This is a genomic window from Streptomyces sp. WMMB303, assembly GCF_029351045.1.
Classification (GTDB): Bacteria; Actinomycetota; Actinomycetes; order Streptomycetales; family Streptomycetaceae; genus Streptomyces.
Genome location: NZ_JARKIN010000001.1, coordinates 4,211,122 through 4,237,156, shown reverse-complemented (window position 1 = coordinate 4,237,156; position 26,035 = coordinate 4,211,122). Strand labels below are relative to the sequence as shown.

The 26,035-nt window shown below is 72.7% G+C and carries 24 protein-coding genes and 1 pseudogene; 9 read left to right on the top strand and 16 right to left on the bottom strand.

Annotation, left to right across the window (positions count from 1 at the left end; translation table 11 throughout):
* Positions 1-3 precede the first annotated feature (3 nt).
* The 5 genes from P2424_RS18905 to P2424_RS18885 all read right to left on the bottom strand — a co-directional run bounded on the left by P2424_RS18905 (position 4) and on the right by P2424_RS18885 (position 4,816).
* Entirely contained in the window at positions 4-1,833 is a 1,830-nt protein-coding gene (locus tag P2424_RS18905) for an acyl-CoA dehydrogenase (protein ID WP_276476929.1), read from the bottom strand.
* A 126-nt stretch (positions 1,834-1,959) separates the two neighbouring features.
* Entirely contained in the window at positions 1,960-2,784 is an 825-nt protein-coding gene (locus P2424_RS18900; protein ID WP_276476928.1) for an SAM-dependent methyltransferase, read from the bottom strand.
* Positions 2,785-2,826: 42 nt separating this feature from the next.
* Entirely contained in the window at positions 2,827-3,651 is an 825-nt protein-coding gene (locus P2424_RS18895) for an SAM-dependent methyltransferase (protein WP_276476927.1), read from the bottom strand.
* Between the two features lie 43 nt (positions 3,652-3,694).
* On the bottom strand, positions 3,695-3,955 hold the full coding sequence (locus P2424_RS18890) for a DUF397 domain-containing protein (protein ID WP_019356270.1): 261 nt from the start codon (positions 3,953-3,955) through the stop codon (positions 3,695-3,697).
* A 3-nt stretch (positions 3,956-3,958) separates the two neighbouring features.
* The gene (locus P2424_RS18885; protein WP_276476926.1) at positions 3,959-4,816 is read right to left on the bottom strand and encodes a helix-turn-helix transcriptional regulator; all 858 of its coding nucleotides are present in this window, start codon (positions 4,814-4,816) and stop codon (positions 3,959-3,961) included.
* A 318-nt stretch (positions 4,817-5,134) separates the two neighbouring features.
* Between P2424_RS18885 and P2424_RS18880 the strand changes: the two genes are divergently transcribed.
* A complete protein-coding gene (locus tag P2424_RS18880; protein ID WP_276476925.1) occupies positions 5,135-5,602 on the top strand; it encodes an ATP-binding protein in 468 nt (155 codons plus the stop codon).
* Between the two features lie 230 nt (positions 5,603-5,832).
* Positions 5,833-6,654 (top strand): SAM-dependent methyltransferase, encoded by an 822-nt coding sequence (locus tag P2424_RS18875; protein WP_276476923.1) that lies wholly within the window; start codon positions 5,833-5,835, stop codon positions 6,652-6,654.
* A gap of 130 nt (positions 6,655-6,784) precedes the next feature.
* Here the strand turns inward: P2424_RS18875 and P2424_RS18870 are convergent, their stop codons facing one another.
* The 6 genes and pseudogenes from P2424_RS18870 to P2424_RS18845 form a co-directional block, all read right to left on the bottom strand.
* A complete protein-coding gene (locus P2424_RS18870) occupies positions 6,785-8,032 on the bottom strand; it encodes a hypothetical protein (protein ID WP_276476922.1) in 1,248 nt (415 codons plus the stop codon).
* 53 nt (positions 8,033-8,085) lie between these two features.
* Positions 8,086-8,910 carry an SDR family oxidoreductase gene (locus tag P2424_RS18865; protein ID WP_276479023.1) on the bottom strand — a complete coding sequence of 275 codons (825 nt, stop codon included), beginning with the start codon at positions 8,908-8,910 and terminating at the stop codon, positions 8,086-8,088.
* Between the two features lie 334 nt (positions 8,911-9,244).
* Positions 9,245-9,715: pseudogene (locus tag P2424_RS18860) on the bottom strand (alpha/beta fold hydrolase); the annotation flags it as partial.
* 1 nt (position 9,716) lies between these two features.
* Positions 9,717-9,908 carry a hypothetical protein gene (locus P2424_RS18855; protein WP_276476921.1) on the bottom strand — a complete coding sequence of 64 codons (192 nt, stop codon included), beginning with the start codon at positions 9,906-9,908 and terminating at the stop codon, positions 9,717-9,719.
* A 517-nt stretch (positions 9,909-10,425) separates the two neighbouring features.
* The gene (locus tag P2424_RS18850; RefSeq protein WP_276476920.1) at positions 10,426-11,328 is read right to left on the bottom strand and encodes a helix-turn-helix transcriptional regulator; all 903 of its coding nucleotides are present in this window, start codon (positions 11,326-11,328) and stop codon (positions 10,426-10,428) included.
* Positions 11,329-11,733: 405 nt separating this feature from the next.
* Positions 11,734-11,970, bottom strand: a complete 237-nt coding sequence (locus tag P2424_RS18845) for a DUF397 domain-containing protein (RefSeq protein WP_075000833.1) — start codon at positions 11,968-11,970, stop codon at positions 11,734-11,736.
* Positions 11,971-12,191: 221 nt separating this feature from the next.
* On the opposite strand from P2424_RS18845, the gene P2424_RS18840 reads away from it, so the two are divergent.
* Positions 12,192-12,362: a hypothetical protein gene (locus P2424_RS18840; protein WP_276476919.1), complete on the top strand. Its 171-nt coding sequence runs from the start codon at positions 12,192-12,194 to the stop codon at positions 12,360-12,362.
* Here P2424_RS18840 and P2424_RS18835 read toward each other — a convergent pair.
* Positions 12,339-14,516 (bottom strand): ATP-binding domain-containing protein, encoded by a 2,178-nt coding sequence (locus P2424_RS18835; RefSeq protein WP_276476918.1) that lies wholly within the window; start codon positions 14,514-14,516, stop codon positions 12,339-12,341. The two genes, P2424_RS18840 and P2424_RS18835, sit on opposite strands and share 24 nt — an antisense overlap.
* A 230-nt stretch (positions 14,517-14,746) precedes the next feature.
* Positions 14,747-15,415, bottom strand: coding sequence for a TetR/AcrR family transcriptional regulator (locus P2424_RS18830; protein WP_276476917.1), 669 nt, complete (start codon positions 15,413-15,415; stop codon positions 14,747-14,749).
* Between the two features lie 409 nt (positions 15,416-15,824).
* Between P2424_RS18830 and P2424_RS18825 the strand changes: the two genes are divergently transcribed.
* The 4 genes from P2424_RS18825 to P2424_RS18810 all read left to right on the top strand — a co-directional run bounded on the left by P2424_RS18825 (position 15,825) and on the right by P2424_RS18810 (position 20,213).
* Complete coding sequence (locus P2424_RS18825; RefSeq protein ID WP_276476916.1) at positions 15,825-16,736, top strand: universal stress protein; 912 nt, start codon at positions 15,825-15,827, stop codon at positions 16,734-16,736.
* 441 nt (positions 16,737-17,177) lie between these two features.
* Positions 17,178-18,728, top strand: coding sequence for a cytosine permease (locus tag P2424_RS18820; protein WP_276476915.1), 1,551 nt, complete (start codon positions 17,178-17,180; stop codon positions 18,726-18,728).
* Positions 18,729-18,992: 264 nt separating this feature from the next.
* Positions 18,993-19,778: an aldo/keto reductase gene (locus P2424_RS18815; RefSeq protein ID WP_276479022.1), complete on the top strand. Its 786-nt coding sequence runs from the start codon at positions 18,993-18,995 to the stop codon at positions 19,776-19,778.
* Positions 19,779-19,781: 3 nt separating this feature from the next.
* Positions 19,782-20,213 (top strand): HIT domain-containing protein, encoded by a 432-nt coding sequence (locus tag P2424_RS18810; RefSeq protein WP_276476914.1) that lies wholly within the window; start codon positions 19,782-19,784, stop codon positions 20,211-20,213.
* A gap of 66 nt (positions 20,214-20,279) precedes the next feature.
* Here P2424_RS18810 and P2424_RS18805 read toward each other — a convergent pair whose 3' ends face one another.
* Positions 20,280-21,815 carry an ATP-dependent DNA ligase gene (locus P2424_RS18805; protein ID WP_276476913.1) on the bottom strand — a complete coding sequence of 512 codons (1,536 nt, stop codon included), beginning with the start codon at positions 21,813-21,815 and terminating at the stop codon, positions 20,280-20,282.
* A gap of 313 nt (positions 21,816-22,128) precedes the next feature.
* Between P2424_RS18805 and P2424_RS18800 the strand changes: the two genes are divergently transcribed.
* Complete coding sequence (locus P2424_RS18800) at positions 22,129-23,196, top strand: ATP-dependent DNA ligase (protein WP_276476912.1); 1,068 nt, start codon at positions 22,129-22,131, stop codon at positions 23,194-23,196.
* A gap of 115 nt (positions 23,197-23,311) precedes the next feature.
* On the opposite strand, the gene P2424_RS18795 is transcribed toward P2424_RS18800, so the two are convergent.
* A complete protein-coding gene (locus P2424_RS18795) occupies positions 23,312-23,953 on the bottom strand; it encodes a TetR family transcriptional regulator (RefSeq protein WP_276476911.1) in 642 nt (213 codons plus the stop codon).
* A gap of 157 nt (positions 23,954-24,110) precedes the next feature.
* Here P2424_RS18795 and P2424_RS18790 point away from each other — a divergent pair, with 157 nt between their 5' ends.
* Complete coding sequence (locus P2424_RS18790; RefSeq protein WP_276476910.1) at positions 24,111-25,490, top strand: carboxypeptidase regulatory-like domain-containing protein; 1,380 nt, start codon at positions 24,111-24,113, stop codon at positions 25,488-25,490.
* A gap of 133 nt (positions 25,491-25,623) precedes the next feature.
* On the opposite strand, the gene trxA is transcribed toward P2424_RS18790, so the two are convergent.
* On the bottom strand, positions 25,624-26,016 hold the full coding sequence (trxA, locus tag P2424_RS18785; protein ID WP_276476909.1) for a thioredoxin: 393 nt from the start codon (positions 26,014-26,016) through the stop codon (positions 25,624-25,626).
* Positions 26,017-26,035: the final 19 nt, after the last annotated feature.

Genomic DNA, 26,035 nt, shown 5'->3' with positions numbered 1-26,035 from the left:
GGCTCAGAGCCAGTCGGGATCGGTGTCGGCCGCGACGGTGTCCAGCGCGGCCAGCAGGTCGAACTGCGGGCCGGTTCGGGGCAGTTCGGCGCGGAAGAAGTACCGGGCCGCCTGCTGCTTGCCGCGCAGGAACGCCTCGGCTCCCGCGTCCGCGCGGTCGGCGGACAGCGTGGCCAGGAACTGGCCCAGCCAGATCCACGCCACCACCACGTGCCCGACTGCCTCCAGATAGACCGAGGAGTTGGCCAGCGCCGTCCTCGGGTCGCCGCTCTCCCACAGCCGGGCCGTCACGCCGATGGCCCGCTCCCAGTAGCCGCTCAGCGTCCCGGCCAGCACGGCTGCCTCGCCCCCGGCCGCCTCGGCACGCCGCAGCGTCTCCCGCACCGCACCGTCCAGCGCGTGCAGTCCGGCGCCGCCGTGCTGCACCACCTTGCGGCCCAGCAGATCGAGGCCCTGGATGCCGTGCGTGCCCTCGTGGATGGGGTTGAGGCGGTTGTCGCGGTAGTGCTGCTCGACGTCGTACTCGCGGGTGTAGCCGTAGCCGCCGTGCACCTGGATGGCCAGGCTGTTGGCCTCCAGGCACCACTGCGAGGGCCAGCTCTTCGCGATCGGCGTCAGGACGTCCAGCAGCAGTTCGGCGCGGCCCCGGTCCTCCTCGACCGGGGCCGAGCGCTGCTCGTCCACCAGCATGGAGCAGTACAGGAGCAGCCCCAGCGCGCCCTCCACATAGGACTTCTGCGCCAGCAGCATCCGCCGCACGTCCGGGTGCTGCACGATCGGAACCTGCGGGGCCGCCGCGTCCTTGCCGCTCGCCGCGAGCGCGCGCCCCTGCGGCCGCTCGCGCGCGTAGGCGAGGGACTTGAGATAGCCGGTGTATCCCAGCGCCATCGCGCCCGCGCCGACACCGATGCGGGCGCCGTTCATCATGTGGAACATGTACGCCAGCCCGCGGTGCTCCTCGCCCACCAGGTGCCCGACGGCTCCCGGCTCCCCGCCGGGCCGGTGGCGGGCGCCCTCGCCGAAGTTGAGCAGCGTGTTGGTGGTGCCCCGGTAGCCCATCTTGTGGTTGAGCCCGGCCGGCACCACGTCGTTGCGCTCTCCCGGGCCGCCGTCCGGCGCGGCCAGGTACTTGGGGACGATGAACAGGGACAGCCCCTTGACGCCCGCCGGCCCGCCGGGCACCCGGGCGAGCACCAGGTGGACGATGTTCTCGGACAGCTCGTGGTCGCCGCCGGAGATCCACATCTTGGTGCCGAAGAGCCGGTAGGTGCCGTCCGGCTGCGGCTCGGCGCGGGTGGTGACGTCCGCGAGGGAGGAGCCGGCCTGCGGTTCGGACAGGCACATGGTGCCGAAGTAGCGCCCTTCGAGCATCGGCCGTACATAGGTGTCGATCTGCTCGCGGGTTCCGTGGGCGCACAGCAGGCGCGCGTTGCCCAGGGTGAGGAACGGGTAGGCGGAGGTGCCGACGTTGGCCGCCTGGAAGTAGGAGAAGCACGCGGTGGCGATCGTGTGCGGCATGCCCATGCCGCCGAACTCCTCGTCCATGGCCGCCGCCAGCAGCCCGGACTCGGCGAACACTCCGAGCGCCTCGGAGGCCTCTTCGACGGTGTGCACCCGCTCGCCGTCGAACCAGGGCTCCTCCTGGTCGTTCTTCTTGTTGTGCGGGGCGAAGTGCCGGGTGGCGATCCGCTCGCTCAGCTCCAGGGCGTCGTCGAAGGTCTCGCGGGAGTGCTCGGCGTAGCGGGCCCGCCGGGTCAGCGCCTCGACGTCCAGCCAGTCGTGGAGCTGGAAGTCCAGGTCGCGGCGGGAGAGCAGCAGCGAGGGTGAGGGCATGGGGCGGTCCGATCCCGGAGGCGGTGAGCAGGCGGCAGTGACGTGCGGTGCTCAGTTTCTAAGCGCTTGCTTATGGTCACGTCGATGGCCGGACCTGTCAACGCCTCCGGCTCCGTGCCTGCACGCTCACCGCTTGCGGCCCACCCCCGCGTACAGGGTCAAGGTGCCCTTGGGCAGCCCGCCGTCGGGGCCGTTGTCGGGGCGCCACAGATGCGTCATGGTCAGCCCCGGGTCCAGCAGCTCCCATCCGTCGAAGAACCGGGCGACCTGCTCCCGGCTCCGGGGCACGAGCACCGTGCCGCTGCGCCGGTAGATGTCGACCACGTGGTCGATCCGCTCGGAGCCCTCCCGGTCGGGCACATCGGCGATCCCGTGGCTCAGCGACAGGAAACTGCCCGGAGCGAGCCGGTCGAGCAGCGTGCGCAGCATTCCCTCCGGTGCCCGTTCGTCCGGGATGAAGTGGACGAGCGCGTTCACCGAGACGGCCACCGGGCGGTCCAGGTCGAGGGTCTGGCCCAGCTCGGGCGAGTCCAGCACGGTCTCCGGCCGGGTCGCGTCCGCGTGCAGATAGGTGGTGCGGCCCTCGGGTGTGCTGTGCAGCAGCGCCTGCGCGTACTGCAGCACGATCGGATCGTTGTCGGTGTAGACGACCCGTGCGTCGGGGGCGACCGACTGGGCCACCTGGTGGAGGTTGGGTTCGGTCGGGATGCCGCTGCCGATGTCCAGGAACTGCCGCACGCCGTACTCCGCCGCCAGGGTGCGGGTGACGCGGATCATGAAGTCGCGATTGGTGCGCGCCGCCGTGACGATCTCCGGCAGCTTGGCGACCACCGCCTCGGCCGCCCGCACATCCGCCTCGTAGTGGGTCTTCCCCCCGAGGTAGTAGTCGTACATCCGCGCGGAGTGCGGTATGGCCGTGTCGACCGGCGGTGGTCCGTCCTGCTCGGACATGCGGTCTCCCCCTCAGTAGTGCCTGTCGTGGTGCCTCGTGGTTCAGGGTTTGCGGGCCAGGCCCGCGAGCATGCTGGGCTGTCCTTCTTCGAGCTCCTCCGTCCGGCCGGGCTCCGGGCGCCAGTCGTGCGCCATCACGATGCCCGGCTCGACCAGTTCGAGCCCCTCGAAGAACCTGCCGACCTCGCTGCGGTCCCGCAGTCGGAGTGCGGTGCCACCCTTGGCGTAGATCTCCTCGACCTCGCGGCCCAGTGCGGCCAGGGCCGGGTCGTCGATGTCCGCGGTGGCGTGCGAGAGACACAGGTAGCTGCCGGAGGGCAGCCTGTCCAGCAGCCCGGTGAGGATCTCGTAGGGCCCCCACTCGTCCGGGACGAAGTGGAAGAGCGCGTTGACCGAGAGGGCCACCGGGCTGCTCAGGTCGAGCGTGGCGTGCAGTTCGTCGGAGTCGGCGATGGACTCCGGCTTGGCCGCGTCGGCCTGCAGGTAGGTGGTGCGGCCCTCGGGTGTGCTGTGCAGCAGCGCCTGCGCGTACTGCAGCACGATGGGATCGCTGTCGGTGTAGACGACCCGTGCCTCGGGGGCGACCGACTGGGCCACCTGGTGGAGGTTGGGCTCGGTGGGGATGCCGCTGCCGATGTCCAGGAACTGCCGTACGCCGGCCTCGGAGGCCACCCAGCGGGTCGCGCGGATCATGAAGTCGCGGTTGGCGCGGGCCATCGCACCGGCGAACGGAACGGTCGCGATGACCGCCTCGGCCGCCTGGACGTCCACCTCGTAGTGGGTCTTGCCGCCGAGGTAGTAGTCGTACATCCGGGCCGAGTGGGGCTTGGTGGTGTCTATGCCGGGAGGGTTGCCCTCTGCGGTCATGCGGCCTCTCCGTTCTCCGGGTTCCGGGGTGATGGCGGTGCGGTCAGTCGGATGCCAGCAGGAAGTCGGCAACGCCCTGCTTGGCGCCCCTGAGGAAGGTCTCGAACTCGTGGGTGGTGTAGATCAGCGCCGGACCTTCCGGGTCGGTCGACTGCCGCAGAGCCACCCGGCCGTCGCCGAGCTTCATCGCCTCGACGCAGCTGCCGCCGTTGGTGCCGCTCCACGGCTTCTGCCAGCCCTCGGTGCCGAGGTGTTTCGCGGGCATGCCGTTGTATATGTGTGGGGGGTGGCCGGAATGACCCATGGTTCAGAACTCCTTGCGGATCTCACCGAGTACAGCCTCGGTGTGTGGTACTGGCGCGGCCTGCGCGCCCATGCGGTCCAGCACCTCCAGGTAGGCAGCGGTGTCCGGACGCTCGTCCAGGTACGTGGCGCCTGTCAGGCTCTCGGTGTAGACGATGTCCGGGAGCTCCGGAATCTCGAACCGGAAGAGCTGGAAGGGCCCGAACATGCCGGGGTGGGCACCCGCGGTGAACGGGATGATCTGCAGCGTGATGTTCTGCTGCCGGGACAGCTCGATCAGCCGGTCGATCTGGCCCCGCATCACGGAGGGTGAGCCCACGTGGCGGCGCAGCACCTGCTCGTCCAGCACGGCCCACAGCACCGGCGCCTCGGGGTCCTGGAGGAGCCGCTGGCGGCCCATGCGCAACTGCACCCGGCGGTCCAGCTCGTCCTCCTCGGCGGAGGGGAATCCGGTGCGCAGCAGGGCTCGCGCGTACTCCTCCGTCTGGAGCAGTCCCGGTACGCAGTGCGGCTCGTACGCCCTGATGAGGCTGGCCTCGCCCTCCAGGCTCACGTAGAGGCTGAACCAGGGCGGCAGCACATCACGGAAGCTGTGCCACCAGCCGGGCCGGTTCGCCTCGTCCACCAGGGCCAGGAACGAGGCCGTCTCCTCGTCGGAGAGGCCGTACATCCGCAGCAGCTTCTCCACGTAGGGCGGCTTGAGGCCCACCTCGGCCTTCTCCATGCGACGCACCGTCGTGGTGTTGACACTGAGCGCGTACGCGGCGTCGGTGAAGGAGTGTCCGGCACGCTCGCGGAGGTCGCGAAGGCGTAGGCCGAGCACTATCTGCCCCACAGTCGGCGCGGAACGAGCCTCGGCCACTACTGCCTCCCTGACTGCCTCCCCTGGCGGACCCTGGCGTCAAGCAGTGTGCCATGGCTGGTGTGCAGCAGCCATACTGCCCATGCGATTCTGCGAATTGCAGAACTCCTCTTGCCATCTGTGAAAGAAGCTGGGCATAGTGAAGAGCGTGACCCAGCTCATGAGACTGCGGCACCGGAGCCGCACAGCACCGCTGCCGCCGGAGTGGCCCGCGGCGGCCCGTCCGGCCGATGCCTGCGCGGGCCCGCTCGCGCCCGGCGCGGACTGCTCCCCGGTAGCCGTCCCCTCCCCTCACAGGTAGACGGAAGGCGTTCCCCCGTGGCCTCCTCGTATCCCCTCACGCAGCTCCCCCTGCCCGCACCGTCGGCCGCGCCGGCCGAGGTGGCGCGCCAGGAGGGATTCGAGCTCCCCGCTCACACCTCGTCGGTCGCCCGCGCCCGCGCCCGGCTCCGCGGGAAGCTGCAGCACTGGGGCTTTCCCGAGGAGCTCGCCCACACGGCGCAACTGGTGATCTCCGAGTTCGTCACCAACGCCGTCCTGCACACGGACACCGTCCGGATAGCGTGCCGCATCCACCTGGACGACGAACGTCTGCGGATAGAGGTCACCGACGAGGGCACCCAGCACTGTGCGCCGCAGCCGCGCAGCGCGGCCCCCGAAGAGGTGAACGGCCGGGGACTGCAGCTCGTCGGCGCCCTCGCGCAGCGCTGGGGCGTCTCCGCGCACGGCGGCCGGTGCGGCCGCGTGGTGTGGGCCGAACTGGGTACCGCCGACGGCGTGCTGTAGGGCCTCCGGTGGCGCCCCCGGTGCGGGAACGGCGGCCCCCGCGTCGCGACCCTCCCGGGGTGCCGCGACCCTCCCGGCTCCTCCCGTTCTGTCCCGGTCACCTGGTCAAATTCCGCTGGGCTGAGGTCACTTGACGTTGGTCCGGACCGCACCGGCGTGACATGCTTCCCGCCAGGGCAGGTGCCCGCGCGGTCGGTGCGCGGTGTGCCGGTGAACACACTGGGGCGCGTATGCGGGACGAGACGACCGGAGCCGGGCAGCACGCGGTGGACATCAACATCCCGAGTGTGGCCCGGATGTACGACCACTACCTCGGCGGCAAGGACAACTACGCCGTGGACCGGGAAGCCGTCGCGGTGCTGGACGAGAAGGTGCCGCGCACCCGCCACCTCGCCCGCAACAACCGCCGCTTCCTGCAGCGGGTCGTGCGCATCCTGGTGGGCGAGTACGGCATCCGCCAGTTCCTCGACCACGGTTCCGGGCTGCCCACCCAGGACAACGTCCATCAGGTCGCCCAGCGCGCGGCCCCCGGAGCCCGCGCGGTCTATGTGGACAACGACCCCATCGTGCTCGCCCACGGCCGGGCGCTGCTGGAGGAGAACGCCGACACCGCGGTGATCCAGGCCGACCTGCGCGACACCGATGCGATCTTCGACAGCCCCGAGGTGAAGCGCCTGATCGACCTCTCCCGGCCGGTGGCGCTGCTCTTCGTCTCGGTGATGCACTGCATCCCCGACCACTCCGACCCCGCCGCCGTGGTGCGCCGTGCCCTGGAGCGCGTGCCCTCCGGCAGCTTCGTCGTCCTCAACCAACTCGTCAGCCACGACCGGGAGACCCGCGACTTCGTCACCGGGTTCATGGACCGCAGCACCAACGGCCAGTGGGGCCGGGTCCGCGAACCGCACGACGTCGAGGCGTACTTCGCCGGTCTCGACGTGCTGGAACCCGGCCTGGTCGAGGTCAACGACTGGCGGCCCGACTCCGACCTGTGCGCACGCCAGTTGGAGGACGAGACCTGGTTCGAGTTCGGCGGCGTGGCGCGAAAGCCGTAGCCCCGCGCCGACTCCGGCCGCCGAGCGCGGAACACCGGATGAGCCCCGTGGCTGATGAGCGGCCGTCCTGCCGACCCGGCTTCACTGCCCTCTCCGGACCCGGGCCGGCAGCAGTGGTCCGCTACCCGTGTCAGCCGCGCGGCGGCCCCAGCGGGCGGAGCACCTCCAGCCGTACCGCCTCCGCACCCTTCTCCAGGGCGGCACGGCACTCCTGGGCCGACTCCGCGACGGCGGTGACCAGCCCGTACCGGCCCGCGACCGCGCCGTGCGGCGGCAGCCGCAGCTCCTGCCCCGGCAGGGCGATCGCTCGTGCCTCGGTCACCTCCGGTGGCAGCGCCGCCATGTCCACCCGCACCGCGCGGGCCAGGCAGTCCTCCTCCGGATAGCGGAACCGGACTCCCGCCGCTCGCCGGGGGCCGGGACGGAGACCGGGCGGCTCCGCGCCGCAGGCCAGTCGAGCGGCCGCCAGCGCCGCGTCGGTGCCCAGCGCCAGCCGCCCGAGATCAGGGATGCGGTCACCGCCGATCCGGGCGTTGATCTCGACCACCTTCGGGCCCTCGGCAGTCAGTCGCAGCTCGGTATGGGTCCACCCGGTGCAGAATCCGACAGCGGCGTGCGCCCGTGCCACCACCTCCAGCACGTCCGCGTCGTCCTGCAGCGGGTCGCGGCCGTCGACCAGATGGCCGACCTCCTCGAAGCAGGGCGCGAACCCGCACTCCTTGCGGGCCACGAACCCGGGCGTCATCCGGCCCTCCGCCACGGTCCGGCCCGGCGTCGCGGAGAAGACCACCCGCTGCTCCGCGTCCACCCCCACCCCCACCTCGGAGGTCCCGGTGCAGCGGGCGAGGACCAGCCCGAGCGCCGCCCGCAGCGAGACCGGGTCCGCCGCCCGCCCGCGGGCCGGGACGGTGAAGCGGCGGTGCCCCACGGTCGGGGCCCCGGCCTCGCCCAGGCCCCACTCCGGTACCGGGCGGCGGTCGAGGTCCCGCAGCGCCGACCGCAGGCGCGCCTCCCGTTCGGCTGCCGCATCGCCGGCCGGGACCGCCAAGTCCACCTCCTCGCCCAGCAGGGCCCGGGCCAGGTCGCAGGGTTGGGCCAGCACCGCCCGGTGGGCGACCACGACCAGGTCCGCCGCCCCGTCCGCGTACCGCAGCAGCACCGCCCGCAGCCCCGGCCCGGTGCGCGGGTCGGCGGGCCGGGAGAGTTCGCGCTCCCGCCGTACCGCCGCGATCTCCGTATCCGCGCCGCCGGGCACGTCCTGCACCCACAGCCGCACCCCGCCCGCCGCGCGGGCCGGCGCGCGCTCCGTCGGCCCGGTGCCGGCGTCCGCGTGCAGGCGTACGGCGAGCGCCTGGCACAGCCGGCCTGTGTCGTCCATCGTCCTTCTCTCCCCGCTGTCGCTGTGCTGCCCGAGGTGACCTGTGCCGCCGCTCATCGGCTGGTGAACCCGCCGTCGACGGTGACGGTGGAACCCGTCACCTGCCGGGAGCCGTCGGAGCCGAGCCACAGCGCGGTCCCCGCCACGTCCTCGGGCTCGATCAGGCGGTTCATCGGCTGCGCGGCCACGAAGGTCTCCTCGTGCTCGGCCACCGGCACCTCCAGCGAGCGGGCGATCTCGCTGAGCATCCGGCCCTCCGCGGCGCCGTCGTCCCGTACCGAGCCGGGGCACAGCGCGTTCACCCGGACCCCGAACGGGGCGAAGTCCAGCGCCGCGGACTTGGTCAGCCCGATCAGCGCATGCTTCGCGGTGACGTACCCGGCGAAGTGCCGGTAGCCCACCAGCCCGGCCGTCGAGGAGACGTTGATGACGCTGCCCGACCGCTGCGCGGCCATCGCGGGGCCCGCGGCGCGGATCATCCGCCAGGCCCCCGAGACGTCGACGTCCAGCATCAGCTCCCACTCGGAAGGCGTGATGTCCTGCACCGTCTTGCCCGACGGCGCCGCGATGCCGGCGTTGTTGAGCAGGATGTCGATCCGGCCGAACCGGTCCAGTGCCCCGTCCACGACTTCCCGTACGGCGTCCAGGTCGCGTACGTCCGCCTCGGCGCTGACCACGGTGGCGGCCGGGGACAGCTCCTGGCACAGCCGCGCGGTGTGCGCCAACTGGTCCGCGTTGCCCAGCGGGTAGGGCACTCCCGTCAGGTCGTGGCCGATGTCGGTGAGGAGCAGTTCCGCTCCGGCACGGGCGTACGCCAGCGCGCAGGCCCGTCCGATGCCGCGGGCCGCACCCGTGATGACCGCCGTCTTGCCCGCCAGCTGCCCGGCAGTCGTGTCCCCGGCTCCGACAGCGGCCGCCGGGGCGGGCGGAGGAGCGACGAGTACCCCGTTCCCCGTGCCACCCCCTGCCAGGAGAGCTCCGCGTCGAGCAGCCGCACCAGAGCGGCGGGCTCGTCCACCAGATACATGTGCCCGCCCGGCAGTTCGACCTGCCGGCAGCCCGCGGTGGTGGCCGATTCCCACTCGACCGCCTCCGCGCGGGGGAGACCAGTTCGTCCTCCGCGCCGCGGACCGAGACGACCGGGATCGCCAGCGGCTTCTCAGAGGGAGCCAGGTAGTTCTCGTGCATCTCGACGTCCGCACGCAGCGGCGGCAGCAGCATCTCCCGCAGCTCCGGATGCTCGAGGGCCGGATGGGTGTATCCGGCGAACTCCCGCACCCGCTCCAGGAACAGTGCGTCGGACAGCCCCGTGGCGCGGATCCGGCGCCGTTTCCACGGCCCGGGGGAGCCGCTCACGAACAGCTTGACCACCTCGGGGTGGCCCAGTGCCGCGATCCGGTGAGCCGTCTCGTAGGCCAGCACGGCTCCGATACTGTGCCCGAACAGCGCCACGTACGGTTCCCCGGCGAGCTGATCCAGGATCTCGGGCAGCAGCCCGTCCGCCGCCGCCGCGACGTCGGTGTGGAGCGATTCTCCGAACCGCTCCTCACGGCCCGGCAGTTGCACCGGGCAGATCCGTACGGTGTCGCTGCCGTACTCCTGGCAGCGGCGGAAGGCGGACGCCCCCGCTCCCGCGAACGGGAAGCACAGCACGGGGATCGGTCCGGGCACGGGAACCGGCATCTCAGTCCTCCCTCTCGGCCGCGGACACCCATGCCCGCTCGATCAGTTCGGCCGTTCCGGCGGGGTTGCCCCGGACGAAGTAGTGGCCGCCGGAGCCGAGCCGGTGGAAGTCCACCTCCCGCGCCACCCGCTCCCAGCACCGGTATTCCTCGGCGGCGTGCGCCAGGCCCTTGTCGTCCTCGGCGACGACCACGGTGAACGGGGCTTCGATCCGCCACCCCGGGTCCCGCTCGGTCAGCCCGATGAAGGGTGGGCGGGGATCATGTGGCCGGGCAGCGTCCGCGCGACGCCGCCTGCCGCATACGGCGCGAAATCATCCCTCGCGGGTCGGGCGGGGCAGTTCCGGGAGCGCCCAGGGCGCCGGGATCGCCGTCCACGCTCGCTTCTGGACGCTGGCGGCCTGCCTGCCCCCGTCGGTCGCCCAGGGCCACGGCCCGGGCGTCGGCGAGTGGCCGAGGCGGCGGGCTCGGCGGTCCGGGCGTGAAGCGGCTGGAGTGGCTCCCCACCTCCGAGTCAGCCGAGGGCGCGCCCGCGGAGTGCCGCGATCGCCAAGCACCTGGCCGCCGCGTCGTGCGGGGTCAGGCGGTGGGGGCGGGGTCGCGAAACTGGTCGCGGCGGTCGGGCCCGCCCGCCGCGTCACGCGACGCGCGAGGGGCAGCGTGCCGCACTTCGAGGGATGTCCCGGTACGGAGCGGCGGTGCGGAGCCCGGTCAGTACTCGCTCAGCAGCTTCTCCAGGAACGCCACGGTTCGGTTCGGGGGTTCGGCCATCGCGCACAGTCGGTCCATGACCACCAGGTAGCCCTCCACCTCGTCCCGCTTCTCCAGGTAGAGCGACGAGGTGAGCTGTTCGAGGTAGACGATGTCCGGGAGATCGGGCTCCAGGAAGCGCAGGATCGTGACCGGGCCGCCCGCGGCGGCGAGTCCGCCCATGCTGAACGGGGCGATCTGCAGCGTGACGTTGGGCCGCTGGGCGACGTCGATGAGGTGCTCGAGCTGGGCGCGCATCACCTCGCGGGTCCCCAGCGGGCGGCGCAGCGCGGCCTCGTCCATCACGGCCCACAGCCGAGGGGAGTGCGGCTGGTCGAGGATCGACTGGCGTTCCATGCGCAGCTCGATACGGCGCTCGCTGCGCCGGCTGTCGTCGCGGGGGTGGCCGAGCCGGATGACCTCGCGGGCGTAGTCGCGGGTCTGCAGGAGTCCGGGTACGAACTGCACCTCGTAGGCGCGGATGACGGACGCGGCCTCCTCCAGGCCGAGCAGCCGGTCGAACCACGGAGACATCACGTCGCTGTACTTCTGCCACCAGCCCGGTGAGCCGGCCTGCCGGGCCAGCTCCAGATACTCCTCGCGCTGCTGCTGGTCCCACACCTCGTACAGCGTGAGCAGGTCGGCGACGTCCCGCTCCTTGCAGCCGACCCGCCCCAGCTCCAGGCGGCTGATCTTGGCGTGCGAACCGCGGATCGCCTCCCCCGCGGCCTCCCGGGAGATGCCCTGCTCCTCGCGCAGCCGCCGCAGTTGGGTGCCCAGGACGATACGCAGGATCGTCGGTCCGCCCCTGGGGTGGTCCAGGATGCGTCCGGGCGACGTCTCGCGTCGCGGCTGTGCCTCCATCGCGCCCGCCTAGCTTCCCTGAGTGACTGCTCGGATGCTCAGTGTCCCATTCCTCCGACTGAGCGTACAGCCATACAGGTTGTACGGCCGGATTTGACGGCCCGGTGGCGGGGACCCGCTGCGGGCGGGCGGAGGCACTCCGTGTGCCGCAGCCGGCGGGCCGGGTGCCGGCGTTCCGGTGTGGCGGCGTCATCGGAGGCGAACCGCCGCCACACGTCCGTGTCGTGTGGCGGCGGTGTCCGTGGTGCTGTTCGGTTGTGATCGGCGGTCAGTCGTGGGCGGCGGCTCGGCGGTCGGTCGTCGCGGGCCCGGTCCGGGGCGGGGTCCGCGGATGCGGAGGATGCCGACCCCGCCGGGCCCGGTGCGCACGCGCCCGGTCCCGATCCCCGGTCCGGGCGGAAGGACCTAGGCGTCCAGCAGGTCGTCGAAGTCGCCGTCCTTGGCGCCCTGGACGAATGCCGCGATCTCGGCGGGGGTGTAGACCAGGGCGGGTCCGGAGGGGAACCGGGAGTTGCGGACGGCGACTCCCTGTCCGGGAAGCGCTGCCACCTCCACGCAGTTGCCGTTCGGGTTGCTGCGGCGGCTCTTGCGCCAGGCGGCACCCTCGATCTTCGTGGCCTCGATGCCGTTCTCGATCTGCATGTACGACTCTCCCTACGTCACTTGCGTCCCCCGTGGCGGTTGCGACGTCCGGAAGCGTCTCACAACTGGGCGTGCTTACAGATGTAATTGCAGATGTACTTGCAGAAGTAAGTGCGGATCCTCGACAATGCCCGTCATACCCGAGCCCGTGTTCTCCATGGGCTCAACTCCGCCACCGGACAATGGAGTTCATGATCTTCCGTCCGTCCACAGGAGCCTCCGTGACCACACCAGGCGCTGAATCCACCACCCCTGACGGCCCGGCGGGCGACGGTCCAGGCTGCGACCATCCGCTCACCCGGCTGCTCCTCCTGCTGGAGATCGCCGATCAGCCGGACTGGCTCCGCGACCTGGCCGCCCCCGCCCGATCAGTCCCGCAGAGCTTCCGGTAGTCCGGCGGCGTGCACGATCTCCAGCCGGGACACCGCGCGGGTCAGCGCGACGTAGAGGTGCCGTAGCCCCAGCAGGCCGCGGCCCGCCAGTTCGGCCGGTTCCACCAGCACCACATGGTCGTACTCCAGGCCCTTGGCGAGTTCCGCCTCCACCACCGCGACCCGCCGTGGCTCTCCTCCCGGTGCGCCGGTCGTGATCCCCGCCGCCTCCAGCGCCGCGCGCACAGATGCGGCCCGCGCCCCGGACGTGATCACCCCGACCGAGCCCTCGCGCGCCAGAGCCGCGGCGACCCGCTCCGGCACGGCTCGGACCAGCTCGGCAGCCGTCGCCACCCGGACCGTACGCAGTTCGCCCCCGGTGCGCAGCGAACGGGCGGGCGGTACCGACACCTCCAGCGCTTCCAGCAGCCGGTTGGCCGGCCTGAGCAGTTCGGACGGCACCCGGAAGCCGGTGGTCAGCGCAGTGACAGCCGCTCCGGGCGCGCCCAGATGCGCCAACTGCCCCGGCCAGTCGCGCGCCGCCCAGGGCGTCGTTCCCTGCGCCAGGTCGCCCAGTACGGTCAGGGAACCGAAACGGCTCCGGCGTGCCAGGACGCGGCACTGCATGGGGGAGAGGTCCTGTGCCTCGTCCACCACCACGTGCCGGAAACTCTCCTCGGGATGTGCGATCAGTCCCGCCGCCTCGTCCAGCAGCAGCAGATCCGCCTCCGACCAGTGGGCCGTGCGCGGCGACCGCGGGCGGCGCCCCTGCCACAGCAGCACCCGCTGCTCCTCCGCGCCCAGCAGCCCGTCGGCGGCCCGGGCCAGCGCTTCCGCGTCGCCCAGCAACCCGGCGACGACCTCCTCCGGCTTGGTCCGGGGCCACACCGCGTCGAGGAACCCGGTGAGCGCCCTGGTCCGGCCCATCCGCCGCAGCCAGGCGCCGCCGGGCGGCCCGGCACGGCGCTCGGCCTGCTCCCGCAGCAGCGCCGCCGTACGGGCCCGCACCCGCTCCCTCCCCACCTCATAGGGCGGCTGCTGTGCCAGTGTCTCCTCGACGAGCGCACGCAGTTCGGACTCGTCCAGCCGCCAGCGGTAGGAGCCGTCCGGTACCGCCAGCGGGCTGTCCGGCAGTCGTACCCGCCCGAGGAGGGCCCGTCGCAGCACCTCGGCCATCCGGGCGCTGTGCTTCAACTCCACCACCCGCGGGGGGTCCTCGGCCCGCACCGGGAGCCCCGGCAGCAGGTCCCGCACGGTGCACTGGCGTACCCCGCCCTCGCCGAGCGCGGGCAGCACGGCCGAGATGTAGGCCAGGAAAGCCGGGTTGGGGCCGACGACGAGCATGCCGCCGCGCTCGATCCGCCGGGGATGGGTGTAGAGCAGATACGCGGCACGGTGCAGCCCGACCGCGGTCTTCCCCGTGCCCGGCGCACCCTGGACGCACATCGAACTGTCGGGGCCCGAGCGCACCAGGTCGTCCTGCTCGGGCTGGATGGTGGCGACGATGTCGCGCATCGGCCCGACCCGCGGACGTTCGATCTCTCCGGCGACGATCCGGGAGGCGAGGGCGGGTCCGGCCACCGCGTCCGGGGGCCGGGGCTCCTCGCCGGCGCCCTCTGGCAGCGGGTCCGTGAGCCGTTCGTCCTCCAGCCCGGTCAGATCCGCTGCGGTGCCGGTGCCCTCCGGCGCCCAGCCGAACCGGCGCCGGGAGCCCACTCCCCGCGGGTGCGCGGCGGTCGCCTGGTAGAAGGCCCGGGAGACCGGGGCGCGCCAGTCCAGCACCAGCGGGGGTGCCGAAGGGTGTTCGCTGACGCGCCGCCGGCCGATGTAGTAGCGCTGCCCGCGGTGCTCGCCGGCCTCCTCGCCGCCGCTCCCCGTGTCGAGGAAGTCGAGCCGTCCGAAGAACGGCGGCCCGTCCGGTTCCCTGCGCAGTTCCGCGGCCCGGCTGCGCAGATGGCGGCCCAGCGCCTCCGCGCTCGCCCCGTCACCCGCCACGCCCTCCGCGGCCGCCTCGCCGGAGTGCTGCCCGGTCAGTACTCCGGCGCCCTCTCGGACCCGGTCCCGGGCGGCGGCGTCCGCGGTGCCGAGCGCGGCGCGGCACAGATCGGTATAGGCGCGCTCGGCGGCCAGTTCGGCCCGGAGCGGGTTCTCCTCCGTGGTGTCTTGCCCCGGCATGGTGCGGTGCTCCTCACTGCCCGATCTGCTGCCCGATCGGGCTCGGTCGTGGTGTCGTCCGTGCTGCTCGGTGTCCGGTGCTCGGGTTGTGCTCGGCGTGCCACGCGGTGCGGCGGCCCGTAGCTACGGCTTCGGCGGGCGGGCCCGCCGGCGGTGGCGGGTGCCGGTGCGGGCGCGTTTCCTGTGCCGGTATGAACCCGCCGCCGGTGTGGCCCGCCGCTCCGCCCGGGTCAGGCGAACGGCGTCAGCCCGGTGCGCAGCAGTGCGAAGGCGCGGCGGGCGTCCTCCTGGGCCACCGCGGAGACGCTGTCCGCGCTCGCGCCGCCCGCGATGCGCCGCCAGTTGGCGGTCGCGAGCACGCGCTGGGACGTCACGAGCTGCCCGGCCGCCAGCCGCGCCGTCAGTCCGGGTGTGGCGCCCGCGTCCGCGGCGCCGTCGGCCGGATCGTCTGCGCCTGTCGCCAGCGCGTCCGCCAGCGCTTCTTCGGACCGCGCGGTGTAGGAGTGCAGCCGTGCGACCAGTTCGGGTGTGCCGTAGAGCAGCCGGTGGAAGGCGAGCACCTCCGGCTCGTCGCACAGTCCGGTGACCGGGTCGCGGGCTCGGAGCCCTGCCAGGAAGTGGTTCTCCAGCGCGGTGAGCGGCGACTCCCGGGCCGGGCGCCCCGCCACCACGCGTGCGGCTTCGTCCTCGTGGTCGGCGAAGCGGTGCAGCGCCATGTCCTCCTTGGTGGGGAAGTGGCGGAAGAGGGTCGGTTTGGAGACCTCGGCGGCCTCGGCGATCTCGGACACCGAGACGGTGTCGAAGCCCTTCTCCAGGAAGAGGGAGACGGCCGCGTCGGAGATCGCCCGGTAGGTGCGTTGTCGCTTGCGTGCGCGCAGTCCGGTGCCGTTCTCGCTCATGGGGCGACCGTATCAGGAAAATGTAACTGAGTTAAATTTGTATCCTGGTTGTGGCTGGGTGCAGGTGGCTGCGGTCCGCCGCGGAGGGGTGGAGCCGCGGGCGGCAGCCGTGCCGGCGGGAACCGCCCGGCGGCGGGCCGGAGCGGTGGAGAGGAGCGGAGTCGGAACGCCGAAGAGGGCCGGCGGAGGGGAGCGTTCCGGAAGCCGGTGCCGACTCGCCGGAGCGCGGGTCGCGGACCCAACTGCCGCCGCACACAAGCCGGTTCCGAGGCAGGCCAGGGCGGAGGCCCGGGCGGGCGCCGGAAGGCGGGTACGACCGGTTGCCGAAGCTTCTACCGCATCCGTCCCGTGTGCACCACACTGGCGGGGTACCCACGCATCGAGGCGAGGACGCGAGGAGAGGACGGACATGTCGGAGAGCAACGAGCGCCCCGCAGGAATATCCGCGCCCGCCGACGGAGTCGGCCGTGTCGTGGTCGGGGTCGACGGTTCCCCGCACTCGCTGCGCGCGCTGGACCGGGCTGCCGACGAGGCCGAACGGCGGGGCGCCGAACTGGAGGTGCTCTGCGGAGGGGTGTCCGCGCGGCGCGGTGCCTACCCCGAGACGGAGGCCGACCGGGAGCGGATGCGCCAGGCGACCCGCGAGGTCGCCGACAGCGCAGCAGAGCGGGCCCGCGAGCGCGTACCGGGGCTCACGGTCGTGGCGACCGGCGTGAGTGAAGCCGCGGCCGACGCCCTGGTGGGCCGCAGCCGTACCGCGGAGCTGACCGTCGTGGGGACCCGCGGGCACGGCGGCTTCCGCGGGCTGCTGCTCGGTTCCGTCAGCCTGCGCCTGGCCGCGCACGCCGCGGGGCCGTTGATGGTCGTGCGCGGCGCTCTCCCCGAGCCCGGCTCGGCCCCCGGCGACGTGGTCGTGGGAGTGAAGTCGGAGAGTGCGACGCAGCCGGTGGAGTACGGTCTCCAGGCGGCACAGCGGTCCGGTTCGGCGGTGCGGGTGGCGCACTGCTGGATCTATCCGATGCTGCCCGGGGTGGCCCTGCGGCTGTCTCCGCAGGAGCCCTCCACGGAGACCAAGCGTGCCGAGCAGTTCGTGGCGGACACTCTCCGGCCGTTCCGGAAGCGGTACTCCCAGGTGCCGCTGAGCGCCGAGCAGCACCAGGGGCAGCCGGCCGAGCATCTGATCAAGCTGAGCGAGGGCGCGGACGTGGTCGTGCTGGGGGTGCGGCGCCAGGCCCGGCGCCTCAGCCTCCAGGTGGGCCCGGTGGTGCACGCGGTGCTGCACCACGCCAAGTGCTCGGTGGTACTGGTGCCCGTGCCGTGACGCTGTGACGCCGCGACCGTTGTCGGCGCCTCCGGAGGCTCCGTCCCCGGAGGCGCCGCACGACTGTCCGACCCGGGTGTGTGATGTCCCGCACTCCCGGCAGCGAAGCCCGGCCCCTTGCGTGGCGGATCCCGCCGCCGCGCGGTGGTCCGCGCCCCGGACGCCGGCCGCGCGGCGGCCCGCGCCCGGCCCCGCCGTGGACGGGCCGCGGAACTCTGCCCCGTGCGTCCGCTCCGGCGCCGGGGCCGCTCGGACGGGTGAGCCGGAGCCGGATCCGCGATCCCGGGTCCGTTGGAGGATCACCCGAGGTCAAAGGGGTCGATCGTGGCACTCTGTACGATGGAGGGCCCCGTGCAACGCGCGTAGAGTCCCTTCCCAGTCCTGGTCAGGACTCTGCAATGACGCACGTCGCACCAGAGAATCACGCACGGAGCCCCACCCATGGCAGTCTCCCCCGGCGTCACCGGCGCCGACGGCGCCGCCTCGGCGCCCTCCTCAGCATCCGCTTCCCCGGCCGCCGCCGAGACGACCGGCGCGCTCGACGAGACCGTCGAGAGCCGCGGCATCGAGCCCGTCCCCGACCACGAGCGGAGCGGCCGGGTCCGCGAACTCTTCCCCACCTGGGTGGCCGCCAACATCAGTGTCCTGCTGCTGACCATGGGCGCCGGCCTGGTGGTCTTCAACGGCCTCAACTTCTGGCAGGTCCTGCTCGCGGCCGCCATCGCGGGCGGCATCTCCTTCGGCCTGGTCGGACTGCTGTCCGTCTCCGGCAAGTGGGGCGGCGCACCGGGGGCCATGCTCTCCAGGGCCACCTTCGGCGTCCGGGGCAACTACTTCCCGGGCATGATCCTGTGGGTGGCCCGTTTCGGCTGGGAGACCATCAACGCGGTCACCGGCGCCTACGCTGTCCTCACGGTGCTCCGCCTGCTCTTCGGTGTCCGCAGCAGCACCCCGCTGATCGCCGTCACACTGCTGCTGTTCGTCGGGGTGACCTTCGTGGTCAGCGGTATGGGCCGCAAGGTCCTCAACCTCTGCAACACCTGGTCGACCTACCTCTTCGGGCTCTTCACGGTGCTGGTCCTGGGCTACCTGGTCACCACCATGGACTGGGGAGCGGTCTTCTCCCGGCCCGCCGGGGGCACCGCCATGTTCATCGCGGGGATCGGCACCATCGCGGCCGGGGGGATCAGCTGGATCCCCACGGGACCCGACTTCGCCCGGTACCTGCCGCACAGCGCCGAAGGACGGAAGATCTTCGGCACCACCCTCTCCGGCGCCCTGCTGGTGCTGGTTCCGATGGTGCTGATGGGCGGCGTGATGTCGGTCAAGGACCCGGCACTGGCCAAGACCGACGACCCCGTCTCCTTCCTCGGCGAGGCGCTGCCGATGTGGCTGGCCGTGCCGTACCTGATCATCGCGCTCATCGGGATGGTGCTGATCAACAGCCTCTCGATGTACTCGGCCGGCTTCACCGCGCAGACGATGGGCGTGAAGCTGCCGCGCGCCTGGGCCGTGAGCATCAACGCGGGTATCAGCCTGGCCGGCGGGCTGCTGCTGATGCTGGTGGCCAAGAGCTTCTACGGCTCGTTCATCTCCTTCCTGTCGCTGCTCGCCGTCTCCTTCTCCGCCTGGGTCGGCGTCTACGGGGTCGACATGCTGCGGCGCCGCAACCGGACCGTCCGCTACGACCCCGCCGGGCTGCTCGACACCTCGCGCAGCAGCCGCTACTGGTATGTCGGCGGCTACTGCTGGCAGGCCATGACGGCCTGGGGGGTCGCGTTGCTGCTGGGCCTGGGCTTCACCAAATGTGACTGGTTCACCGGGCCCCTCGTCTCCACCTGGATCGGCGAGAACGGGCTCGGCTGGGCCGCCACCGCCCTGCTGGCCGCGGTGCTCTACGCGGTGCTGCCCGTGCCCCGCGAGGGCGCGGACCCCGCGCCGGTCCCCGCACCCCGCACGCAGGAGGCGACCGCCGGGACGCGCCGGGACTGAACTCGGCGCCGGGCGGTCCGCGCCCGGCGCCGGGCGGTCCGAGCACACCGGGACCCGGACGGCGCGGCACCGGGCTCGCGGGGCGCGGGAAGCCCCGCGAGCCCGGTGCGGTATGCGTGAATGGAGCGGGCCGGAGCGGAAACCCCGATCCGGGGCGGCACCCGACCGCCGCCCGCGAAGCCCTCTCCGAGGAAGCCGAGGTCCACAGTGAGCAGCACCCAGGTCCCCACGGTCCCCACCCTCCTGCTGAACAGCGGAACGGAGATGCCGCAGCTCGGGTTCGGCGTGTACCAGGTGCCGGACGACGAGGCGACGGACACCGTCTCCACCGCGCTGGAGGCCGGATACCGCAGCGTGGACACCGCCGCCCTCTACGGGAACGAGGGCGGCACCGGCAAGGCGCTCCGCGAGTCCGGCATCCCCCGCGAGGAACTGTTCGTCACGACCAAGCTCTGGAACACCGACCAGGGCCATGACACCGCGCTGCGCGCCTTCGACGACTCGCTGGAGCGGCTGGGGCTCGACTACGTCGACCTGTACCTCATCCACTGGCCCGCGCCCGCCCGGGACCGCTACGTGCAGACCTGGCGGGCGCTGGCCGAGATCCACGACAGCGGCCGGGCACGCGCCGTCGGCGTCTCCAACTTCGAGACCGACCACCTCCAGCGGCTCCTGGACGAGACGGGAGTCGCCCCCGCGGTCAACCAGATCGAGCTGCACCCCCGGCTCCAGCAGCCGGAGCTGCGCCGCTTCGGCGCGGAGCAGCGGATCGCCACCGAGGCATGGTCCCCACTGGGCCGCGGCAACGGCGTCCTGGACGACCCCGCCGTCCGCCGGGCCGCCGCCAAGCACGGCAAGACGCCGGCCCAGGTGGTCCTGCGCTGGCACATCCAGCTCGGCAACGTCGTCATCCCGAAGTCCGTCACCCCCTCGCGGATCAAGGAGAACATCGACGTCTTCGACTTCGAACTGGACGGGGAGGATCTGCGCGAGATCCAGCGGCTGGAGACCGGCACCCGTGTCGGCCCCGACCCCCGCACGATGGACTGACGCGTGTCCGCCGACCCCGCCGACGGCAGCGGGTGCGTCTTCTGCCGGATCGTCGACGGCGAACTGCCCGCCTTCCGCGTCCACGAGGACGGTGCCGTGGTCGCCTTCCTCGACCGGCGTCCGCTCTTTCCCGGCCACACCCTGGTGGTGCCGCGCAGCCATGTGGAGACGCTGACCGACCTGCCCGAGGAGTCGGTCGGCCCCTATTTCGGTGCCGTGCGCCGCGTCACCGGCGCGGTGGAGCGGGCCATGGAGGCCGAGGGCTCGTTCGTCGCGGGGAACAACCGGGTCAGCCAGTCGGTGCCGCACCTGCACATGCACGTCGTGCCGCGCAGGCGCAAGGACGGGTTGCGCGGGTTCTTCTGGCCGCGCGGCAGCTACCCCGACGAGTCCGAGGCCCGGCGCGTGGCCGCACGCGTCCGTGCGGAGTTGTGACCCGGTGCCGGTGCCGGTGCCGGTGCCGGTGCCGGGGTCCGTGTCCGCTCGGTGGGGAAGGACCGCTCAGCGCAGCAGCGCCGTGACCGCCCCGACCGTGTCGGCCTCCTCCGGGCGTTTGTCCTCCCGGTAGCCCACCACCCGGGCGAACCGCAGCGTGACGCCCTCCGGATAGCGGGTCGAGCGCTGCACACCGTCGAAGGCGATCTCGACCACCAGTTCGGGCGCCACCAGTACCCCCCAGGACTCCTCCCGGACGGCCAGCTCCCGCAGCCGCCCGGTCTGCCAGGCCAGCAGTGTGTCGGTCAGGCCCTTGAAGGTCTTGCCGAGCATCGCGAAGCCGCCGTCCGGACGACGCGCCCCCAGATGCAGATTCGACAGCAGGCCGGTGCGCCGCCCGTGCCCCCACTCGGCACCGAGCACCACCAGATCGAGGGTGTGCACCGGCTTCACCTTCAGCCAGGAGGCCCCGCGCCGCCCGGCGGAGTACCCCGCATCGAGCGCCTTGACGACCACTCCCTCGTGCCCCCGTGCCAGCACCTCCTCGGCGAATCCGCGCGCGGCGGCACGCGATTGCGGCGAGGCCGGATCGGGCACCGGCAGCCGTCGCACCCGCAGCTCCTCCGGCAGCACCCGGGCCAGTGCCGCGTGCCGCTGTATGGCCGGCTGGTCGAGCAGGTCCCGGCCGTCCAGGAGCAGCACGTCGAAGAAGACCGGGTGCAGCGGCAGTTCACTGCTGGCCCCGGGGACGTCCAGCCGGGAGGCGACCCGCCCGGACACGTCCTGGAAGGGGTGCGGCCAACCGTCCGGGCGCAGGGCGATCACCTCGCCGTCGAGGACCGCCTGCGCGGCGTCGATCCTGCGTGCCGCCTCGGCGGCCTCCGGCAGCCGGTCGGTGATCTCCTCCAGCGTCCGGGTGTAGACGCGGACGACGCCGCCGTCCTTGTGCACCTGCACCCGGATGCCGTCCAGCTTCTCCTCGACCGCGCACGGCCCGAGCCGGCCCAGCGCCTCCTCGACGTCCTTCGCGGACTGCGCCAGCATCGGCAGCACCGGCCTGCCGACCTCCAGCGTGAACCGGGTCAGCGCCTCCGGGCCCTCGGTCAGCAGCGCCCGGGCGACCGCGCCGAGCGAGCCGCCGAGCATCACCGCGCGCCGCACCGCTCCCGGATCGGCGCCCGCGGCCGCGGCCAGCCCCTCCACCGCGAACGCGTCCAGCGCACCCTGCCGCAGTTCGCCGCCGACCAGCCGGACGAGGAACTGCTGCTCCTCCTCCGTGGCCGCGGCCAGCAACCCGTCGAGCAGCCGTTTGCGCTCGGCCTGTGCGCCTTTCCCGCTGACCTGTGCGATCCGGTCGAAGGCGGTGTGTGCGGCCGTGATGGTCAGCGACGCCTCGGCCGCGGGCGGCGGCGGTTCGCGCAGGGTGCGCCATCCGATGCCGGTACGGCGCTGCGGAAGGCGCCCCGCGAGGTAGGTGACGACGAGGGGCGCCTCGGACGGCTCGGTCCGTCCGAACAGTTCCGCGAGCAGCGTCACCTTCTCGTTGCGGCCCGCCGCCCGGGTGATCCGCGCGGAGGTCCGCGCGATGTCTGAGAGCCACATGGCACACCTCGCGAGAAGGGCCGGACGAGGGCCGTGGAGGATCCGGCCGGAGACGGTACTGCGGGCCTCCAGGCTAGCCGCGGGGACCCGTGCGGGACCCGCAGCCGGCGCCGTTACGGCGAGGCCCGGCCGCCCGGCCGCCGAGCGGAGCCGCGGGTGTGCGCGTGCCCGGCGGGGTGTGGCGGCTCGGTTCCGTACCGGGGCGTTCACCGGCGCTGTGCGGGCGCGGTGTGTTCACCGGCACCCGCGCGGCGCTCACCGGGAAGGATCACCTGGCGCGCGGGAACCGACACCGGTCCGCACAGTCGGAGGTATGCGACTGCCTGTCATGCCTCCGGTACGCCCGATGCTCGCCAAGGCCGTGTCCGCCGTCCCGGAGGGCATGCAGTACGAGGCCAAGTGGGACGGCTTCCGCTGCCTGGTCTTCCGGGACGGCGAGGAGGTCGAGCTGCTCAGCCGGACCGGCAAGTCCCTGGTCCGCTACTTCCCCGAACTCGTCGCGGTGCTGCGGGAGCGGCTGCAGGAGCGCTGCGTGCTGGACGGCGAGATCGTCCTGCCGGTGGGCGGGCGGCTGGATTTCGAGGCGCTCCAGCAGCGCATCCACCCGGCCGCCTCCCGGGTGCGGCTGCTCGCCGAGCGGACGCCCGTCTCCTACGTCGCCTTCGACCTGCTGGCCCTGGGCGACACCGACGCCATGGCCGAGTCCCTCTCCGAGCGCCGCCGGATGCTGGAGTCCGCGCTGGAGGGGTGCCGCCCGCCGCTGCACCTGGCGCCGGTGACCCACGACAGCGCGGTGGCGCGAGAGTGGTTCGCGCAGTACGAGGGCGCCGGACTCGACGGCGTGGTGGCCAAACGGACGGATCTGCCCTACCGGCCGGGGGAGCGGGTGATGCTCAAGGTCAAACACGAGCGCACGGCCGACTGCGTGCTGGCGGGACTGCGCCCCCACAAGAGCGGCCCCGAGGCGCTCGGGTCCCTGCTGCTCGGTCTGCACGACGTCTCGGGCGTGCTCCAGTACGTCGGTGCCTCCTCCTCGTTCCCGGCGGTGCGCAGGCGCGAGCTGATGCGGGAGCTGGCTCCGCTGCGGACGGACCGCCCGGAGGAGCACCCGTGGGCTCGTTGGGCGGAGGAGGAAGCACAGCAGGAGGGCAGGATGCCGGGCGCGCCCAGCAGGTGGAGCGGCGGCAAGGACTCCTCCTGGGTGCCGCTGCGACCCGAGCGGGTGTGCGAGGTGGCCTACGACCACATGGAGGGCGAGCGCTTCCGGCACACGGTGCTCTTCCGCCGCTGGCGCCCGGACCGCGAGCCGCGCTCGTGCACGTACGAGCAACTGGAGCAGCCGGTGCACTACGACCTGGAGGCGGCGCTGGGCGGCCGCTGACACCCGGGGCCGCTTCTCGGTCGCTCCGGCGGCCGGTCCTCCGGCCGCGAGGCGGCATCGGCCGGCGTCGGGAAGGGGTGTGCCGGGGCCTCGCGTCCGCGGGCGCGGCGGTGCGTCAGCGCGCCGAGCGCACCGGGTCGTCGCCCTCGGGGCACGGGAGTCCGGCGGCCAGCGAGGCGAAGCAGGAGTCGAGCACGGCCAGCAGGTCCTCGGCCGAGGACTCCGGGTCCCAGGCCCGGATCGAGGAGCGCAGCACCGTCAGTCCGGCGCCGGCCAGCAGGCGGGGGTAGAGGGCGTCCGGCGGCAGTCCGGTGCGCTCGGCGACCGCCTCGGCCAGAGCCTCCGCCAGATGGCTGTTGCTGTGCAGCAGTTTGGGGACCAGCTCCGGATACCTGCCCAGCAGCCGTCGGCGCTCCCGCCAGCCGGCGTCGGCGACCAGGGCCGGAAGGGCGGTGCGGAGTGTCCGGTGCACGGCCTCCAGCGGGGGCTCGCCCGCGGGGCGGGCGGTGAGCAGTTCCGCGAGCTGCCGGGCCAGCCGGCGGTCCCAGTCGAAGACCGCGTCGTCCTTGGTCTCGAAGTAGTTGAAGAAGGTGCGCTGCGAGACTCCCGCGGCCTCGCAGATGTCCTGCACGGTGACGGCTGCCGGCCCGCGCTCGAGGTACATCCGCACCGCTGTGGCGCGCAGTGCCGAGCGGGTCTCCAGCTTCTTGCGTTCCCGGAGCCCTCGGGCGTCTGCTCCGGCGGACTGGGCGGCCATCTGTGCTCCCCGTGCTGATTCCGGTCACTGTCCGTGCTGCGGCGCTTTCTACAGTAGTGCATTTTTGCAGCACTGCAGCTTTCTGTTAGCCTCTCTAATCATTGGCCATGCCACTTATTTTCCCGCGCCGTACGCACCGAGGAGGCGGACCCTGTCCATGGCGGAACACAAGGCGGACCCGGAGCGCACGGGCGGCAGCCCTTCGGCGCTCGGCGCGACCGTACGCACCCTGGCGGAGACGCTCTGGTTCCCGGCGTTCTTCTTCACCGGCTTCCTCGTCTGCTACCTGCTGCCCTTCCACAACCCGGTGCCGCACCACGTGGACGTGGCCGTCGCCGGGCCGACGGCCCACCAGCTCGGACAGGCCCTCGAACAGCAGAGCCCCGGAGCGTTCGACGTCCACCAGGTCGCCGACGCGCAGGCAGCACACGACGCGGTCACCGACCGGGCGGCCACGGCGGGCTTCGTCCCCGACGCCGAGCACCCCCGGCTCTACGTCGCCAAGGCGGACGGCTACTCGCTCGAAGCAGTCCTCCAGAAGACCTTCACCGGCGTGGCGCAGCACAGCGGCGGCACGCTGCAGGTCCACGAGGCGGCCCCCACCGCACCCGGCGACGGCATGGGCACCGGACTCTTCTACCTCGTCCTCGCCTGCACCATCCCGTCCTACATCAGCGTCATGATGTTGCTGCGCGCCACCGTCCTGGGGCGCGGCAAGAAGGTCCTCACCCTGGTGTCCATCGGAGTGGTGGAGAGCGTCGCCGCCTTCCTCGTGGCGCGCTCCATGGACGTGATACCGAACGACCCCCTCGCCGTGCCGCTGGTCTTCCTGATGACCCAGGCCGTCGCCCTCACCTCCTACGGGCTCGTCCCGTTCTGCAAGCAGTTCTTCCCCGGCGTGGCGATGGGCCTGTTCGTCCTGCTCAGCATGCCCTCCAGCGGCGGCGCGATCCCCGTCCAGATGGTGCCCGGCTTCTTCCGGGCCCTGCACCCGGTCATGCCGATGGGCAACCTGATCGAGGCGCTCCGCGGGCTGTTCTACTTCGACGGGAAGGACGTCTGGCCGCACACCCTGGTCATCTGCGCATGGGTCGCCGCCGGGTCCGCCCTCATCGCCCTCGGCGCGTGGAAGGAGCGCCGCGCGGCCCGCAAGGAGGCGCGGGAGGCCGCCGAGGAGGAGCCCACCGAGCCGCCGGTCGAGGACCCGGCCTTCGAACTGCCGCAGCCCAGCGCCGTCGCCCCGCACCACCACCGGCTGGGCCTGCCGGACCCCGGGCTGACCGGGCAGGTCACCGACGAGGGTGGGCGGCCGCTGGCCGGCGTCGCCATCACGGTCACCGGAGCCCACGGCAGGGAACTGGTGCGCGCGATCACCGACGGGTGCGGTGAGTACGCGGCGGCCGGCCTCGCCGACCAGTACGTGAACGTCATCGCCAGCAGCCCCGACCGGCTCGCCGCCGTCGCCCGGCTACGCGTCCGCGACGGCCACCCGGTCCGCCACGACGTCCGGCTGGCCGCCCGGCACGTGCCCGCCTGACACTCCCCGCCGCTCACCGCCCCCGGGACCCACCGTCCCGCGGGCGGTGAGCGGCCGGGTGCTCCGAATCGGACGAGGACGGCCGCCCGGCGATCGCCGGGCGGCCGTCCTCACATGCTGTCGCGTCGGTGGCTCAGGCGCCGGGGCGCTCCCCGCCCTCCGCGGCCTGGGCCTCGGCCTCGGCGGCACGCCGCACCTCTTCCATGTCCAGCTCACGGGCCTGGCCGATCAGATCCTCCAGCGCGGCCTCGGGCAGCGCGCCGGGCTGCGAGAACACCAGGGTGCGGTCCCGGATGATCGCGAGAGTCGGGATCGACTGCACCTCGAAGGCGGCGGCGATCTCCTGCTGTGCCTCCGTGTCCACCTTGGCGAACGTCAGGTCGGAGTGCCGTTCCGCGGCGGCCTCGTAGACCGGTGCGAAGCTTCGGCACGGGCCGCACCAGGACGCCCAGAAGTCGATCAGGACGAAGTCGTTCCCGGAGACCGTCTCCTCGAAGTTTTCCTTGGTCAGCTCGATGGTGCTCATGCTGTCTCCTGCGGTGGGG